The 15,183-nt window shown below is 68.2% G+C and carries 16 protein-coding genes and 1 pseudogene; 5 read left to right on the forward strand and 12 right to left on the reverse strand.

The genetic code is table 11. The features are described from left to right. The first annotated feature begins 20 nt into the window (after positions 1 to 20). Together arsB and AJAP_RS07125 are read left to right on the forward strand one after the other, a co-directional pair. Positions 21 to 1,112, forward strand: a complete 1,092-nt coding sequence (arsB, locus tag AJAP_RS07120; RefSeq protein ID WP_038509128.1) for an ACR3 family arsenite efflux transporter — start codon at positions 21 to 23, stop codon at positions 1,110 to 1,112. Beyond that, on the forward strand, positions 1,109 to 2,164 hold the full coding sequence (locus AJAP_RS07125; RefSeq protein WP_038509129.1) for an ArsO family NAD(P)H-dependent flavin-containing monooxygenase: 1,056 nt from the start codon (positions 1,109 to 1,111) through the stop codon (positions 2,162 to 2,164). Before arsB ends, AJAP_RS07125 begins: the two co-directional genes overlap by 4 nt. Positions 2,165 to 2,167: 3 nt before the next feature. Here the strand turns inward: AJAP_RS07125 and AJAP_RS07130 are convergent, their stop codons facing one another. The 3 genes from AJAP_RS07130 to AJAP_RS44035 are packed head-to-tail and all read right to left on the reverse strand — an operon-like array spanning position 2,168 to position 3,741. Continuing rightward, positions 2,168 to 3,343, reverse strand: coding sequence for a M28 family metallopeptidase (locus AJAP_RS07130; RefSeq protein WP_202965561.1), 1,176 nt, complete (start codon positions 3,341 to 3,343; stop codon positions 2,168 to 2,170). Beyond that, positions 3,340 to 3,564, reverse strand: a complete 225-nt coding sequence (locus tag AJAP_RS07135; protein WP_038509131.1) for a hypothetical protein — start codon at positions 3,562 to 3,564, stop codon at positions 3,340 to 3,342. Before AJAP_RS07135 ends, AJAP_RS07130 begins: the two co-directional genes overlap by 4 nt. Before the next feature lie 27 nt (positions 3,565 to 3,591). Then, positions 3,592 to 3,741 (reverse strand): hypothetical protein, encoded by a 150-nt coding sequence (locus AJAP_RS44035; RefSeq protein ID WP_158509786.1) that lies wholly within the window; start codon positions 3,739 to 3,741, stop codon positions 3,592 to 3,594. A gap of 77 nt (positions 3,742 to 3,818) precedes the next feature. On the opposite strand from AJAP_RS44035, the gene AJAP_RS07140 reads away from it, so the two are divergent. Both AJAP_RS07140 and AJAP_RS07145 read left to right on the forward strand, forming a co-directional pair. Further along, positions 3,819 to 4,193, forward strand: a complete 375-nt coding sequence (locus AJAP_RS07140) for an ArsR/SmtB family transcription factor (RefSeq protein ID WP_063777796.1) — start codon at positions 3,819 to 3,821, stop codon at positions 4,191 to 4,193. A gap of 77 nt (positions 4,194 to 4,270) precedes the next feature. Continuing rightward, positions 4,271 to 5,119, forward strand: a complete 849-nt coding sequence (locus tag AJAP_RS07145; RefSeq protein WP_084098060.1) for a sulfite exporter TauE/SafE family protein — start codon at positions 4,271 to 4,273, stop codon at positions 5,117 to 5,119. 23 nt (positions 5,120 to 5,142) lie between these two features. Here the strand turns inward: AJAP_RS07145 and AJAP_RS07150 are convergent, their stop codons facing one another. The 3 genes and pseudogenes from AJAP_RS07150 to AJAP_RS07160 all read right to left on the reverse strand — a co-directional run bounded on the left by AJAP_RS07150 (position 5,143) and on the right by AJAP_RS07160 (position 8,796). Then, positions 5,143 to 6,225 carry a flavin-containing monooxygenase gene (locus AJAP_RS07150; RefSeq protein ID WP_051972369.1) on the reverse strand — a complete coding sequence of 361 codons (1,083 nt, stop codon included), beginning with the start codon at positions 6,223 to 6,225 and terminating at the stop codon, positions 5,143 to 5,145. Further along, a pseudogene (locus tag AJAP_RS07155) lies at positions 6,222 to 7,447 on the reverse strand (MFS transporter). The gene AJAP_RS07150 and the pseudogene AJAP_RS07155 overlap by 4 nt, the downstream one beginning before the upstream one ends. Before the next feature lie 5 nt (positions 7,448 to 7,452). Then, a complete protein-coding gene (locus AJAP_RS07160; protein ID WP_038522564.1) occupies positions 7,453 to 8,796 on the reverse strand; it encodes an FAD-dependent oxidoreductase in 1,344 nt (447 codons plus the stop codon). Positions 8,797 to 8,900: 104 nt separating this feature from the next. Here AJAP_RS07160 and AJAP_RS07165 point away from each other — a divergent pair, with 104 nt between their 5' ends. After that, positions 8,901 to 9,746, forward strand: coding sequence for a helix-turn-helix domain-containing GNAT family N-acetyltransferase (locus AJAP_RS07165; RefSeq protein ID WP_038509136.1), 846 nt, complete (start codon positions 8,901 to 8,903; stop codon positions 9,744 to 9,746). Between the two features lie 44 nt (positions 9,747 to 9,790). On the opposite strand, the gene AJAP_RS07170 is transcribed toward AJAP_RS07165, so the two are convergent. The 6 genes from AJAP_RS07170 to tgmA all read right to left on the reverse strand — a co-directional run bounded on the left by AJAP_RS07170 (position 9,791) and on the right by tgmA (position 15,131). Continuing rightward, positions 9,791 to 10,294: a hypothetical protein gene (locus AJAP_RS07170; protein WP_038509137.1), complete on the reverse strand. Its 504-nt coding sequence runs from the start codon at positions 10,292 to 10,294 to the stop codon at positions 9,791 to 9,793. Beyond that, positions 10,291 to 11,208 carry a helix-turn-helix domain-containing protein gene (locus AJAP_RS07175; RefSeq protein ID WP_038509139.1) on the reverse strand — a complete coding sequence of 306 codons (918 nt, stop codon included), beginning with the start codon at positions 11,206 to 11,208 and terminating at the stop codon, positions 10,291 to 10,293. The genes AJAP_RS07170 and AJAP_RS07175 overlap by 4 nt, the downstream gene beginning before the upstream one ends. A gap of 280 nt (positions 11,209 to 11,488) precedes the next feature. Beyond that, entirely contained in the window at positions 11,489 to 12,340 is an 852-nt protein-coding gene (locus tag AJAP_RS44250; RefSeq protein WP_051972370.1) for a helix-turn-helix domain-containing protein, read from the reverse strand. A gap of 370 nt (positions 12,341 to 12,710) precedes the next feature. Next, entirely contained in the window at positions 12,711 to 13,802 is a 1,092-nt protein-coding gene (locus tag AJAP_RS07185; RefSeq protein WP_407639398.1) for a methyltransferase domain-containing protein, read from the reverse strand. Between the two features lie 47 nt (positions 13,803 to 13,849). Then, the gene (tgmB, locus tag AJAP_RS07190) at positions 13,850 to 14,803 is read right to left on the reverse strand and encodes an ATP-grasp ribosomal peptide maturase (RefSeq protein ID WP_038509142.1); all 954 of its coding nucleotides are present in this window, start codon (positions 14,801 to 14,803) and stop codon (positions 13,850 to 13,852) included. 1 nt (position 14,804) lies between these two features. Beyond that, positions 14,805 to 15,131 (reverse strand): putative ATP-grasp-modified RiPP, encoded by a 327-nt coding sequence (tgmA, locus tag AJAP_RS07195; RefSeq protein ID WP_228694880.1) that lies wholly within the window; start codon positions 15,129 to 15,131, stop codon positions 14,805 to 14,807. Positions 15,132 to 15,183 lie beyond the last annotated feature (52 nt).

Consider the following 15,183-nt stretch of genomic DNA (forward strand, 5'->3'; position numbering starts at 1 on the left):
CGTACTTCTGGAGCCAGCCCGTGACTCAAACCGCCGACAAGGCCGGTACCCCGGCCGACACCGACGTCCTGCACAAGCTGTCCTTTTTGGACAGGTTCCTTCCGGTCTGGATCATCGTCGCGATGGGCGCCGGGCTGCTGCTGGGCAGCGTGATCCCCGGTCTGCAGGGTGTGCTGGACGCGGTGAAGATCGGGCAGGTGTCGCTGCCGATCGCGCTCGGTCTGCTGCTGATGATGTACCCGGTGCTGGCGAAGGTCCGCTACGACAAGCTCGACACCGTCACCAAGGACAAGCGCACCATGGTGCTGTCCCTGGTCCTCAACTGGATTCTCGGTCCCGCGCTGATGTTCGCGCTCGCCTGGCTGATGCTGCCGGACCTTCCCGAATACCGGACCGGCCTGATCATCGTCGGTCTCGCCCGGTGCATCGCGATGGTGATCATCTGGAACGACCTCGCCTGCGGTGATCGCGAGGCCGCCGCGGTGCTGGTCGCGCTGAACTCGGTGTTCCAGGTGATCATGTTCGGTGTACTCGGCTGGTTCTACCTCGATCTGCTGCCCGGCTGGCTGGGTCTCGACACCACGAGCATCGACTTCTCGCCGTGGGAGATCGCGCTCAGCGTCATCATCTTCCTCGGCATCCCGCTCGCCGCAGGCTACCTCTCGCGTCGAATCGGGGAACGGGCCAAGGGACGGGACTGGTACGAGGGGAAGTTCCTGCCCAAGATCGGTCCGGTCGCGCTCTACGGTCTGTTGTTCACCATCGTGATCCTGTTCGCTCTGCAGGGCGACACCATCACCTCCCGGCCGCTGGACGTCGCCCGGATCGCGTTGCCGCTGCTGGTGTACTTCGCGATCATGTGGATCGGCGGTTATCTCCTGGGCAAGGCCTCCGGGCTGTCCTACGAGCGCACCACGACGCTGGCGTTCACCGCGGCGGGCAACAACTTCGAACTCGCGATCGCCGTGGCCATCGGCGTCTTCGGCGTGACGTCGGGGCAGGCGCTCGCCGGGGTCGTCGGACCGCTCATCGAAGTGCCCGTGCTGGTCGCCCTGGTCTACGTCAGCCTCTGGCTGCGCAAGCGCTGGACCGCGAAAGCTCCCGCGGAGTGACGGGAGCCGCGCGGGTAGTGGTCGTCGGCGGTGGCCAGGCTGGTCTGGCCGCGGGCTACTACCTGCGCCGCGCCGGGCTGGACTTCGTCGTCCTCGACGCCCAGACCGAGCCGGGCGGTGCCTGGCTTCACGGCTGGGATTCGCTGCGGTTGTTCTCTCCGGCGCGGCACAGTTCCCTGCCCGGCTGGCCGATGCCACCGTTCCCGGGCCCCGGCTATCCCACCGCCGAGCATGTCGTCGAGTACCTCACGGCGTACGAGAAACGTTACGAGCTCCCGATCCGCCGATCCGAGACGGTGACCGCCGTGTCCCGTGACGGCGACCGGTTCCAGGTGAGCACCGATACCGGGAACTGGTTCGCCGAGGCGGTGATCAGTGCCACTGGAACCTGGTGGCGTCCCTTCCTGCCGTTCATGCCCGGCGGGTTCACCGGGCGGCAGCTGCACACCGTCGACTACCGCGGCCCGGAGGAGTTCGCGGGCCAGGACGTCGTGGTGGTCGGCGGCGGCAACTCCGGCGCTCAGATCGCCGCCGACCTCGCCGGCTCGGCGAACCTGACCTGGGCCACTCGCCGCCCACCCCGCTACCTTCCCGACCACATCGACGGCAAAGCCCTCTTCGACGTCGCCACCCACCGCCGTCAAGCGCTGCAGACCGGGCAACCCGACACCGCGGGAGTCGCCGGGCTGGGCGACATCGTCGCCGTTCCACCGGTCCGCGAGGCCCGCGATGCGGGGCTGCTGCGGCCGCGCGAGATGTTCGCGCGGCTCGACGGCGACGGTCCTGTGTGGACGGACGGCACCCGTCGGCATGCGGACGCGGTCATCTGGTGTACCGGTTTCCGCCCCGCACTGGGCCATCTCGCGCCGCTGCGGCTGCGGACCACTCGCGGCCGGATCTTCACCGAAGGCACCCGCGCGGTCGCCGAGCCCGGCTTGCACGTGCTCGGCTACGGAGACTGGACCGGCCCGGCCTCGGCCACGCTCATCGGTGTCGGCATGACCTCCCGTGCCGCCGTCGCCGACATCACGGCCTACCTGGATGCCGGCTAAGCGCTAACTCGCGAGCCGCCGCACGGTCGCCACGACGAGGCGGGTCGCCGCGACGAGCGTGTCCTTCTCCACGCGGTCCGCGGTCTCGGCCGGGGTCTGGTACCCGGGCATTCCCATGCCGATTCCGACAGCGGCGAGCCCGGCGGCGGCGTAGCGGCGGTTGTCCGACGCCATCGCGCCCGCCCGCAACGGCACCCCCGTCTCCCGGCCCGCGTGGTCGAGCGCCGCCAGCAGATCGTGCGCGGGCCCGGCCGCTTCGACCGCGGCTGCCTCGCCGAGCTGGGCGGCGCCGTCGATGTTGATCACCACGGTGCCCGGATCGACCTCCGGCGCGTGGTGCGCCGAACCCCGGGCACCGGCTTCCTCGGCGTCCAGGAACGTCACCCGCAATCCGGCGGATGCGGGCAGCAGCCGTACCAGCACGCGGGCCGCTTCCAGCACGACGGCGACACCGGAGGCGTTGTCCGCTGCTGCGGGAAGTCGCTGCCCGGGATCGTCGCCCACCCCGTCGAAATGCGCGGTCAGCAGCACGCTGATGCCTCCGGGGCCGGGTGTCCGGAAAAGGCCGTGCACGTTCGACCCGGTCACGTCGACACTGCGCAGCGGCATCGACGCGCTGACCGTGCCCCCGCCGGTCGTGGACATCTGCTCGTGGAGGTCGGTGCGAACGGCGAGGACCGGCAGCTTGCCCGCGGGTGGCCCGGCGATCATCTTCGGCATCCAGCCCTCGGCGTCGGCCCTGCGCGGCAGCAGCAGCCCGGCCGCACTGTCGGCCAGTGCTCGCGCCGAGACCCCCAGGTCCGGCGCGAGCACCCAGCGGTCACGCCACTCCTCGGCCGCGGTGGTCACGACAGCGCCTTCGCGCTGCAGGGGCAGGTCCGCGGAGACGAGATGTTCGGCGAAGTCCCGGCGGTGCACGAATTCCTGCACTGCCGAGCCGTGCCTCCACGCCAGCTGCGGTGTCCGGTACAGCTCGCGGACATCGTGAACGTCGAACTCGTCGGTGGTGACCGACGCGCCGATCTCCCGCAGCCGCGCGGCGAGCCAGAGACCGGCGGCGTGGCCGCCGGGTGTGCCCACCCGGCGGCCTGCGAAGCGGTTCTCGGTCAGTGCGGAGATCACGCGCTCCAGGCGAGCGGCCGACACCGCTGCGCTGGGCCCGGTGGATGTCGTGGTCACGAGCAGCAGGTCGCACCGGCGGCGACCGCGTCCGCTTTCGCGGCCGGAGCGCAGCACGAGCCCGCGTCGGCCGCGGCCTCGGCGGTTCCGCAGCAAGTGCTGGTGGCCGTCGGCGAGGCGGTCGTGGTGGCCGGGGTGGTGCCGCAACAGCCGCTCGAAGCCGGCGGGGTGAACGCCTCGGCCGGGTCACCGGTGAAACCGCCGGTCGTGTTGGTGCTCATCACGGAACTCCTTGTGGTTAGAGGGATTCAGAAGCGCGAGGGCAGCTGCAGGGCCCGGTCGCGGGCGGCGTCGAGCAGGGTGTCGGCGCGGCACTGGCCGGTGCACACCTGCACGCACGCGTCGCAGTAGTCGACGGTCGGCGCGCTGGTGAACAGGCGACGGAGAAGCGTGATCATCAGAACCTCTATCTAGACGCTTATCGAAACAGTGGAGTCAGTTTGCTCCCGGCTTAGATGGATGTCAATATAGACAGGTGTCGAAGTCAGAATCGAGTGTGAAGCTGCTGCCGGTGGTGGAGCAAGGCTGCTGCGCGCCGCTGGTGGCCGAGCCACTGACGGCGGAGCAGTCGGTGGACCTGGCGAAGGCGTTCAAAGCACTCGGCGACCCCGTGCGGCTGCGGCTGCTGTCGCTGATCACCTCCGCGCAGGGGGAGAGCTGCGTGTGCGATCTGACCGCGGCGTTCGACCTGACCGGGCCGACGATCTCTCATCACCTGAAGGTCCTGCGCGAGGCGGGACTGGTCGGCAGCGAACGCCGAGGGACTTGGGTGTACTACTGGCCGCGCTCCGAGACGCTGGGGCAGCTGTCTGGCTTGCTGGCGACGCCGGGCTTCGCGTCAGAACCCTGACCGTGAGGGGTGAGGTGTCGCGGTGCGCGGCGACGGTTGGGTGCCCGTGCGGCAGCGGGAACGCGTTACCGTGCCGTGTGTCTTCCTCGCGGCAGCAGCCGAAGCACGGCGATGGTCAGGTTGAATCATCGGTCGGGCAAGTCACGCGGAGCTCATGGCCGGGTGCGTTGTGGTGGGGCGCGGCGATCGGGGTGCTGGGCGGGATGATCGGGCTCGGCGGTGCCGAGTTCCGGCTGCCGCTGTTGATCAGTGTGTTCGGGTTCGTCGCGTTGCAGGCGGTGATCCTGAACAAGGCGATGAGCCTGATCGTGGTGATCACCGCGTTGCCGGCCCGCCTGATCGTGGTGCCTTATGCCGAGGCCGCGCCGCAGTGGCCGATCGTGGTGAACCTGTTGTGCGGCAGCCTGGCGGGGGCGTGGATCGGTGCGACCTGGGCGACCCGGATGCGGTCGGCGACCCTCTACCGGGTCCTCGCCGTGCTCCTCGTCCTCATCGCCGCCGCGCTGGCGTGGAGCCACATCGGTGGGATGAGCGCCGTGTCGCTCTCACCCGTTATCCGGGTGGTGGCGGGTGTTGGAGCCGGTGTCGCGCTCGGGATCGTCGCGGCGCTCATGGGTGTCGCCGGTGGCGAGCTGCTCATCCCGACCATCGTCCTGTTGTACGGAGTGGACATCAAACTCGCCGGAACGCTCTCGCTGGCTGTTTCCCTGCCGACGATGATCGTCGCGTTCACCCGGTACAGCCGCGATCAGAGCTTTCAGGTCCTGCGCGCCAACACCTCCTTCGTGGTCGTCATGGCTGCGGGTTCGGTGATCGGCACGGTGCTCGGCGGGCTGCTGCTCGGTGTCGTGCCGGCTGTCGTGCTGATTCCCGTCCTGATCGCGTTGCTCCTGCTGTCGGCGGTCAAGGTCTGGCGCCACGACTGACTCCGCGCGGTGTTCCGGCACGGTCAGCCGACGGGCTGGCAGCAGCGCTTTCCCGTGCGTGTCCTGCTTCCGGTCAGGCGGGCGCTCACGTAGTGGGCGTCGCGGCCGACGCCGCGCAGGGTGGCGGAGGCGAAGCTGCGTTGCCATTCCAGGCCGACGTAGGCCAGCCCGGGGTGGGTGGTGGACAGGCCGCGGTCGTGCAGCGGCCGGTCATCCGGTGCGAGTGCGCCGAGTCCGTCCAGGTAGGACAGTCCGGGGCGGAAGCCGGTGGCGAGCAGGATGGTGTCGACGTGTTCGCGTGTTCCGTCCGGCCAGGCCACGGTGTCGCCGTCGATGGTGGTGAACATGCGGCGCTGGTCCGGTCGTCCTTGGCGGATCGCGGTTGTGTAGATGCCGGGATCGTTGACCGGTGAGGTGAGGGGCTTCGTCAGCAGGTGCCCGATCGGCAGGTGGTCGAACCCGACGGCGGCGGACCAGAAATGCACGTCCTTCCCGAACGGACGCTGCGGCGCGAACTTCACCGGTGCCCGGGTGGCGAGGGTGACGCGGGCGTGGGTGGCGAGTTCGGTGGCGATCTGGACGGCGGAGTTGCCTGCGCCGACGACGACCACGCGCTGCCCGGCGAAGGATTCCGGGCTGCGGTACTCGCTGCTGTGCAGGAGGGTGCCGGTGAAGGTGTCCATTCCGGACAGTGCTGGAAGGTATGGCCGGGAGAATCCACCGGACGCGGCGATGAGGATCGGCGCGGTGAGAGCGCGCTCGCCGGTGGCGTACACGGCGAAGGCGCCGTCGTCGTGGGTGACGGTCTCGACGTGGTGGCCGGTCCGGATGTCGGTGTCCAGGCACGAGGCGTAGCGGCGGAGATAGTCCACGACCTCGTCGCGGCGCGGGTAGCGCTCGGAATCGCCGGAAAACGGCAGGCCGGGGAGGCTGCTGTAGCGGGCGGGGGAGAAGAGGGTCAGCGAGTCGTAGTAGCGGGGCCAGGACCCGACCGGTTCGGCCCCGGCTTCGAGGATCACCGGGCGCAGGCCCCGGGTGCGCAGGGCGTGAGCGGCGGCGAGACCGGCCTGGCCGCCGCCGACGATGATCGCGTCGTGGTCGTTCATGAAGTCCTCCCAGGAAGAAGTCGGCGTGTGCTCGCGAGCGTGAGGACCGCGGCGGCCACGGTGACCGCGGCGAGCGCGAGGAAGGTCGGCGAGTAGCCGCCGATGCCGCTCGCGATCGCTGCCCCGGCCCAGGGGGCGAGGGCGACGGTGATGGTCAGTGGCGCTTGCAGCAGCGCGTTGAGGCGCCCGTAGTGGGTGGCGCCCCACGGTCGGCCACCGCGGTGGCCTGCAGGAGCGTGAACACCCCGCGCGCCATCCCGGCCACGATCGCGGCGACGATGAGCCCGGCCGTGGTGGTGAGCAGCCCGAGTACGGCCGTGGTCGCGGCGGCGGCGCCGAACACGATCGCCGTCCGGGTCCGGACCGTCGTCAGCCGGGTGAGCGTGGTGTACCCGAGGCGTCCCAGCACCTGCCCGGCGCCGCCGAGACCGAGTGCGATCGCCGCTGTGGTGCCGTTGGCGCCGCGTTCGGTGAGCAGTGGCACGAGGTTGATCACTCCGGCGTAGACGGCGAACGCGGCCAGGCTGAACGCGATCACCAAGGCCCGGAACGAGATGCTCCTCGCGATCCGTGCCGGGTTCCTCTGCTCCAGGTGGGCGCTGAGCGGCGGCTCGGGGGGCGGCCACGGCCCGCGTAAACCCCACAGGTGCGCCGGGATGGTGACGACGGCCAGCACTCCGGCGAGGATCAGATAGGTGTCCCGCCAATCGAGGCGCGTGGTGAGCAATGCGGTCAGTGGCGCGAACACGGTGCTCGCCAAGCCCGCGGCCAGGGTGAGCACGGTCAGCGCGAACACGCGCCGTTGCCCGTACCAGCGGGTCAGGGCGGCGAACGCGGGCGGATACAGCACCGCGCCCATCGCGACCCCGGCCAGCAGCCACGCCACGGTGAACCACACCAGGTTCCGCGCCAGCGCGACGGCCACCACCGCGGGCACCGCCAGCACCGATCCGGCCGTCATCACCGAGCGGGGACCTCTGCGGTCGAGCCACCGCCCGACAGGGATCCCGGCCAGCGCGGCGACGATCTGCCCGGCCGAGAACGCCGCGATCACCCAGGTGGTCGACCAGCCCGTGGTCTGGCTGATTTCCGGTGCCAGCACAGGGAAGGCGTAGAAGAGGATGCCCCAGCTGGTGATCTCGGTGACGCAGAGAACGGCCAGCACGCGGCGCAGCCCGGACGTGGTCAACCCGGGCGACGCCGCGGCGGTCGCGATCGGCATAGCGGTCAGCGTGCCGCGGCCGACGGTGCGGACAACGTGAGGACTTCCGGCTCCGCGGTCGCGCAGCAACCGCCGGCGGCCGGTGCGTCGTCGGGTTCGTCGAACAGGCCGGCGCCGCCGCAGACTCCGGTCTCGGCCATCCGCAGCTCGACCCGCGCGGCCGCCTCGTGGTCCCCGGCGAGCTGGGCAGCGATGCTGCGCACCTGCTCGTAACCGGTCATCGCCAGAAAGGTCGGTGCCCGGCCGTAGCTCTTCATCCCGGCAAGGAAGAAGTCCTTCTCCGGATGCGCGAGTTCCTTCGCACCGTGCGGATACACGGTTCCGCACGAGTGGACGTTCGGGTCGATCAGCGGCGCGAGCGCGACCGGTGCCTGCAACGTCGGATCCAGCTCCAGCCGGATCTCCGACAGCCAGGTCAGATCGGGCCGGAAACCGGACAAGGTCACGACCTCATCGACCTGCTCGATCCGCTGCCCGCCCGAGGAGACCAGGGCCAACCGTCCGTCGATGTCGCGGTCGACCGCCTCGGTGCGGAACCCGGTCACCACCGTGATCAGGCCGGACTCCACCGCGGCTCGGGCGCGCAGGCCGAGGGCGCCGCGGGCGGGGAGCTGGTCGGCGTCGCCGCCGCCGAAGGTGTTGCCGACCGCGCCACGGCGCAGCACCCAGCTGATCCGCGTGCCGGGCGCGTCTTTCGCGAGGCCGGACAAGGCGACCAGCGCGGTCAGCGCCGAATGTCCGCTGCCCGCGACCACCACGTGCTTGCCCGCGTACCGAGCCCGCACCGTGTCGTCGCCCAGATCCGGGACTCGGTACGTGATCCGGTCGGTCGCCGCACGCTCACCGACGGCGGGAAGTCCTTCGCCGCCGAGCGGATTCGGGGTCGACCACGTGCCGGACGCGTCGATCACCGCCCGCGCCGCGATCCGCTCCTCCGTCCCGTCGGCGGCGCGGACGTGCACGGTGAACGGCTCGTCCTCGCGGCCGCTGTCCACGACCCGGTCCCGTCCCCGGCGCGCCACCCCGACCACTTCGGCGCCGAAGCGCACCCGGTCACCGAGCGCCGCCGCCTGCGGACGCAGATACAGCGCGGCCCAGTCCGAACCGGTCGGGTACGCCTCGCCGTCGGGCCGTGTCCAGCCGGTCGTCTCCAGCAGCCGCCCGGCCGCCGGGGCGACGAGTTCGGACCACGGCGAGAACAGCCGCACGTGGTTCCACGCCGCCACGTCGGCGCCGGCGTGCGCGCCGCGCTCCAGCACCAGCGGCTCGAAACCCCGCTCCACCAGCTCGGCGGCCGCCGCCAGCCCCACCGGGCCCGCTCCGATCACCACGACAGGAAGCTCGTTCATCCCCATGCACCTTTCATCGATCCAACTCGATTGAGTCGATGCGGGGGACTGTATCGACCAGTGTCGATTGACGCAACCATCGATTCTGGTCGATACTGGGCGGCATGACCACCGTGGTGCCTGTTCCGCTCGCCGGCCTCCTGCCCGAAACCGAGGCCGCGACCTACGCCGGCTGGTTCGCCTGCCTGGCCGAGCCGATGCGGGTGAAGCTGCTGCACGCGGTCGCGACCTCGCCTCGCGGTCTGACCGTGGGCGCGCTGACGGAGATCCTCGGGACCAGCCAATCCACGTGCTCCCACCATGTGCGGAAACTGGCCGATGTCGGTTTCGTGCACCTGCGGAAAGAGGGCACGGCCACGGTCGTGACGATCAATCAGGCGTGCTGCAGCGGCCTGCCGCACGCAGCCGACGCCGTCATGGGCCTGCTCGCGCCGCGGCCCTGCTGCCCGGACAACCTGCCCGAGGACGTCACCGTCAGGTCGATGGCCGCCAGTGACTGGAACGCGGTGCGCAGGATCTACGCTGAGGGCATCGCGACCGGCGTCGCCACCTTCGAGACCGAAGTCCCCAGCCGTAAAGCGCTCGACGCGAAATGGCTGCCCGGGCATCGGTGGGTCGCCGAGGCTGACGGCGAGGTCGCCGGCTGGACCGCCATCACTCCTGTCTCAGAACGCGAGTGCTACCAGGGAGTGGCCGAAACATCGGTCTACGTCGCCGAAAGCCACCGCGGCCGCGGCGTCGGGAAAGCCCTACTCTTCAAGCAAGTCACCGAAGCCGACGCCGCCGGAATCTGGACGCTGCAGACCTCGATCTTCACCGACAACCGAGCCAGCATCGCCCTGCACCACAGCGCCGGCTACCGCACCGTCGGCATCCGCGAACGCATCGCCCAACGCGACGGCATCTGGCACGACACCGTCTTCCTCGAACGCCGCAGCCCCGTCAACTAGTCCACACCCGCCACTCGACGGACCCCAACCCCGGTTCGTTCGGGCTAGCGTGCGCGAGCGCGCAGGACGGTGTGGCGCGAGAGGTCGAGCTGCAGCCACAGCATCCGGTCCGCGGTCGTCTCGTTCCGGGTACCGGCGCGGATCGCGTCGCGGTGGTCGGTGACGGCCCGGGCGAGTGTTTCCAGCGCGGTTCGCAGGTCATCGATGACGTTGGTTTCGTCGAGCAGGCGGACGCGGGGTGCGATGCTCCCGCGGCGCTCACACGCGCGGTTCAGGAAATGGATCGTGCGTGACTTCCATTCCTCATACTCGACTTTTGCTCGCCGGCGGTCCTTATACGTGCCTTCGACAGCGCGCAGGCTGGCTTTGCGTTGAAGGAAGGAGACTTCGACTTGTTTGATCAGCAGTCCGAGTGCGCGGTGGGTCTGCCGGAGTCGCTCGTCGTCGGTGGTCATCGCTCGCCAGCGTGCCGGGTTCGGCCGGTTGATCTCGTGGCCGACGGCGGTGATGGCTGCACGGTCGTCGTCGAGTGCGTAGGGGAGATTCATGCCCCGAACCTCGCTGCAGAATCGCGGTGGTCTGGGATGCGAGCCTGGTCGGGTTCCAGACGATGCTCGATGTCGGCCACCGTTCGGATGAGCCATTCCGTGGTTTCCCAGTGGCTGAGTGACAATTTCGCCAGACGTGCTGTCTGTGTCTCGTAGTAGGCGAGGTCGTGTGGTTGTTCGAGGAAGGTACTGAACGTGGGGTGCTGAAGGTGGAGAACGGGCGGGTGTTCGTCGTGCTGATACACGGTGAACGCGATGGAGATGTCATCCACGGGCGCGTCGGCGGGTACGAGGTGGATGCGGCAGCGGGGCGCTGCGGCCAGGACCGCCAAATGCGCCAGCTGGTCGCGCGCGACCGCAAGACCTCCGGGGTGGGCGAGAAGAACCTTTTCGGGGATATAGAACGTGAACGGGCCTCGTTGAAGGCTGTTATGGGGCTGCCATCGAAGGCGGTTCTGGACACCGGCCTCGAACTCTGGCCCGTCCTGGTGGCCGTGGCGGCGAAGGGTGAGGCGGATGTGCGCTTCGGTTTGGATCTGACGGGGAATGTCGCGGGGGTCGTAAGTTGTGCAGGACATGCTCTCGGCGTCGAGCAAGGAGACGAGGATAAGGCCGTCAGGAACCTCCCGGGGGTGTGGCCTCGCCTGATAGCCGTCGTCGGCGGCGCGGTCCAGCGTCAGCAGGCGATCGAACTCCGCAGTAGTGGCTCTCGCTCGCGCGAGGTAGAGCGCGATCTTGCCGTCAGGTGCCTTCCACTTGCCGTGCTCCAAACGCGACACTGACGAAGTGGGCCAGTCCAGCATGTGGCTCATGTCTTTTACGAGGTACCCGGCACGAGTTCGGATGCGTTGCAACTCGGCGCCGATCTCCCTCCTTTTCGCGCTGGAAACGTATTGACTGTTGGCTGGTTTCATCGGGGCCTCGTTGTCGTGCTGCGGAAGCAGTGGTGAACCGGGCACGTGTCACGTGCCGCTGTCAGGTCAGTGTGGCGGCGGTGCTGATTTCGCCGATGGATTCCATTTCGCTCAGGGCATTGTCTTCAGTGCACTATTCTCTCTGCTGATACGGCCAAGTCGTTAGCGTGTTCTGATCGAATTGCGGTAGAGGGATGGTGGCGTCCCGGCGGGCGCGAAGAGGTTTGCCGGGACGCCACCGAGCGGGCCCAAGGATGGCGATCCCGTCAGTACGGGCCTTTCACAAGACATAGCGGGTAGCCATCGCTTTGAGGGTGGTCTCCAGATCCAGAACTGACATCGAGCATACGTCTGCGAGCCAGTTCAACGCCGGTTTATCCAACGAGTACGTTGTGACAGGCTTGTCCTGGTTCAGTAGGGTTGCGGCCCAGCGGCGAAGAGGCTCCAGCTCTGGACGTTCGTTCTCGACGACCTTTCGGAGATTTAAGCGGATTCGCCGAGGACTGTCCCCGAGTACCTGTCGCTGAACCCTTGCGACGATCTCGGATGGACTCTCGTCCATCGCCAGGCATAGTTCGAAAAGTCGCGTCACTGATATCTTGCGCGTGCCAAGCTCGTACGTGGCAATCATCTGTCCCGAGACGTCGGAGTCCAGGCGCTCCAGCAGATCATTCCTGGTCCACCGGCGCTGTTGCCTTTGCTTCTTTAGCTCGCGCCCCAGGACCCTCTGGACGCTGAGGAAGTCATCTGCTGACGCCAGCGAGTTCATCTGTGCCTCTTCGCTGTATTCCGTTCCCTGCCGCTCGCGCAGAAGATCGTGAAACTCCAACGCCCGGGCGATCGCGATCTTCCTGTGGCCAAGAGAATCCGCAATCTCGTCTACCGTCAGCCTTTTCCCGCAGAACATGTCGCGGAGCTGCCGTCGCCCGGTTTCCTGCAAGAGCTGACGCTTCGGGAGGCCGAAGACATAGACGTGGCGATAGAGACTGGCCGTGCCCATATCGAACATCGTCTTAAGATCCGAGACGCTGATCTCTAGGTCGAACCACGCTTCGGTGAACGCCTCACGCCGCTTGCGCTCGGTCGCCGCTGCGTCGGACGGGTCGTTGTCGGGATCTTTCGCCGTCGTCACTGGTCACCCCCGACCCTTTGATGACTGCCGAGCGCACGGTGTATCTCGGCGTTGCTGGCGTCGGCTTCACGTGCGATTGTCGCGACGGGCTTACTGTGTAGACGCCGATGCGCCCGTAGCGGACGGCTACTGTCCTGAGCGGACTGCCTTTGACCCATCCTGGATGAACTCACGATGATCCCGCTGTCGGCCGGGCCGGATGTAGCTGAGCCCGGTAAAGTGAAAGGTGAATTCCTTGGTGCTGCTGGGGTGCAGTTGTGCCCGCTCGAACCCGCACCGAATCCAAGCCGGCTATGTCGTGCACAGGAAGACGACGGCTGGGCGGCGGGTCTAGCCATGTAGCAGTTGCTATTTGCCGCCGAGTGCGAAGTCAGTTGTCGGTAATAGTCCAACGGTGCTCGCTATCGGGTTCGTCCAGCCACACCGTGTTGTGGCCGTACTTGTCGACGGTCAACCCAAGCCGTTGCCAGTTCGGGCGGCCTGAGTCGAGCCAAAGCCGATGCGCCTGCTCGATTGGCCGCCACAGTGCGGTTCTCCCGCTTTCGGTGACGGTGCGCTCAGCGAGGTTGATTCGGGTCCACGAGCCGTCCGGTGCGGCCAGCGTGGCTTCGTAGGGTTGTCGGGTTTCGCGATCGAGCACCATGCCGAACCGCACACCACGGGGGAGACCGCTGAGTTGCGCGAGGAACCAGACGACCGGCGAGTTCCAGGGAGGGACTGGAGCGGCGGCGGTGAAGGTCCGTTCGCCGTCGACGTCCTCGACCGGGGGCACTGAGACGATTTCGTCGTTTTCGTGCCGCATCGCCATGAACGAGGCAAACCTGGGTGCGAAACGGCCCTCCAGGGTTCCACCGTCTTTGAGGTGGAGGTGCACGAGGTTCCCGGCGCTGATCGCGAGTTTTAGGTCAACGAGGACCGCGCCACCGGGCGCTAGTTGTTCGGCCCAGGAGACGGGGACCGCCGGGACCGCGCAGGTGGCGATGATCCGGTCGTAGGGCGCGTGCTGCGGTAGGCCGCCCTGTCCGTCGGCGGCGATGAGGGTGGGCCGGAAGCGGATGCTGTTCAGCCGCTCGCCCGCCAGCGCGACCAGGTCCGGGTCTATGTCGACGGAGAAGACCCGGTCATCACCGAGGCGATGGGACAGCAGAGCGGCGTTGTATCCCGTGCCGGTGCCGATCTCCAGGACGCGGTGACCGTCGTGGAAGTCGAGTAGTTCGAGCATCCGGACCATCAGCTCGGGATTCGTGCTCGACGAAACGGGATCGGGAAAGCCGCGGCGATCGTCCAGCGCGGTGACCAGCGTTCGGGTTGCGTAGACACGGTCCCAGCGGTCGGCGGTGTCCCAGCCCGTCCACTGGCCCGTGTTGTCCTGCTCGTACGCGTGTGGCACGAACACGTGGCGAGGAACGTCCGCGACGGCGGCGTGCCACGCCGGCGTCGTGATATCGCCGCGTTCCCGCATCAGGTCAGCGAGCTTTCGGGCGTGTGTGGTCCAGTTCGCTGCGGTTGTCATCGAGGCCCTTTCATGAGCAGTTCGGCGAGGTGGTCGGTCAGCGGTGCGCCGGTCTCATGCTCGATCCACCCGTACTGTCCGCCCGCGTTGATCTCCAGGAACGTCCACGTGCCGTCCGGGCCGATCACGAAGTCGAGAGCGCCGTAGACCAAGCCCAGCTCCGTCATCAGGCGGCGGACGCCGTCGATGACCTCGGCTGGTGGCGTGACCAGCTCGTAGGTGTTGCTGCCGTATCCGGTGCGCCAGTCGACGTGGGCTGACTCGGTGTGCGAGTGGATCGCGGCGGTGGTGACGTGCTCGCCGATGACGAACATGCGCGCCTCGTACGCCTTCGGTATCCACCGCTGGAATTGGTGCGCGGTGACCTCGACACCGGCCAAATCGGGCAGGTCGTCTGCGTCCAGGACGTGGGTGTGAGCGAACCTTCGCACGCCGCCCTCCACGATCGAGACCGCGCCGAGCATCTTGGTGACCGTCTTCCCGTCCCCTGCGAAGCGGAGGACGGGCTCCGGGTCGTTGGTGATCAGGGTGTCGGCAACCTGCAAGCCGCACCGGGCTGCGACCGCGAGCTGATACGGCTTGTAGCCGGAGTCCGCCAGCCGCGCCGGGTGGTTGACCCACAACGCGTCCAGGGACATCAGCACGCCGCCGATCCCGTACTTGGCTTCGATGTTCGCGTGTTCGCGCTCGGCGGTGTTGAGCGCGGCCGGGAAACGGTATGCCTTCGGCGAGCGGTACCAGACCGCCTGGATTTCCTCGAGGTCGACCACATGGTGTTCGGTGCGCAGGCAGCCGGTCCAGCGGCCCCCGCGCAGCTGAGCGGTGATGCTCAGCTGCGCGGGGAACCAGGCGGTGTTCAGCCTGTACACCTTGGCTCCGCGGTCGTGGAGGGCGAGCACCATCGAGTCGGCGCTCGGATCCCGCTCTTCGGCCAAGATGAGTATGGACATGTCAGTCGTTGTGGTAGTCCTCGGACTGATCCCCTTCGGAACCGTCCTGGCTGCCCGTGGTGGGCGCGGTCGGCGGTCCCATCTCGATCAGCGGTCGGCCTTCCCCATCGACACGGATCTGACGCAGAGGGTCGTAGCTGCCGACAGGGCTGGGTGTTCCGTCGAAGGCGATCTCGGCCATCCGGCGGAGGTTCCACGGGCGGACACCCGCCGGGGACGGAGCCTCGCCGGGTTCCGAGGCGACCGAGCCCCGGGACAGGGGGAACCGTGGGCTGTGCGACGCCAACGGATCGTCCGAGAAGCCTGTGACGTCCAGCGTTGCGGTCACGATGATCATCTCCAGTTCTGTGGATTGATTACTCATTACAACCGGCCGACTG

Origin of the sequence: Amycolatopsis japonica, from assembly GCF_000732925.1 — a bacterium.
Lineage (GTDB): Bacteria > Actinomycetota > Actinomycetes > Mycobacteriales > Pseudonocardiaceae > Amycolatopsis > Amycolatopsis japonica.

Excerpts from the sequence above, each read along its gene's own strand:
- AJAP_RS07135 (WP_038509131.1), bottom strand. The coding sequence starts at position 3,564 with ATGAGCACCAACACGACCGGCGGTTTCACCGGTGACCCGGCCGAGGCG.
- AJAP_RS44035 (WP_158509786.1), bottom strand. The coding sequence starts at position 3,741 with ATGATCACGCTTCTCCGTCGCCTGTTCACCAGCGCGCCGACCGTCGAC.
- AJAP_RS07150 (WP_051972369.1), bottom strand. The coding sequence starts at position 6,225 with ATGAACGACCACGACGCGATCATCGTCGGCGGCGGCCAGGCCGGTCTC.
- AJAP_RS07160 (WP_038522564.1), bottom strand. The coding sequence starts at position 8,796 with ATGAACGAGCTTCCTGTCGTGGTGATCGGAGCGGGCCCGGTGGGGCTG.
- AJAP_RS07165 (WP_038509136.1), top strand. The coding sequence starts at position 8,901 with ATGACCACCGTGGTGCCTGTTCCGCTCGCCGGCCTCCTGCCCGAAACC.
- AJAP_RS07170 (WP_038509137.1), bottom strand. The coding sequence starts at position 10,294 with ATGAATCTCCCCTACGCACTCGACGACGACCGTGCAGCCATCACCGCC.
- AJAP_RS07175 (WP_038509139.1), bottom strand. The coding sequence starts at position 11,208 with ATGAAACCAGCCAACAGTCAATACGTTTCCAGCGCGAAAAGGAGGGAG.
- AJAP_RS07185 (WP_407639398.1), bottom strand. The coding sequence starts at position 13,802 with ATGCGGGAACGCGGCGATATCACGACGCCGGCGTGGCACGCCGCCGTC.
- tgmB (WP_038509142.1), bottom strand. The coding sequence starts at position 14,803 with ATGTCCATACTCATCTTGGCCGAAGAGCGGGATCCGAGCGCCGACTCG.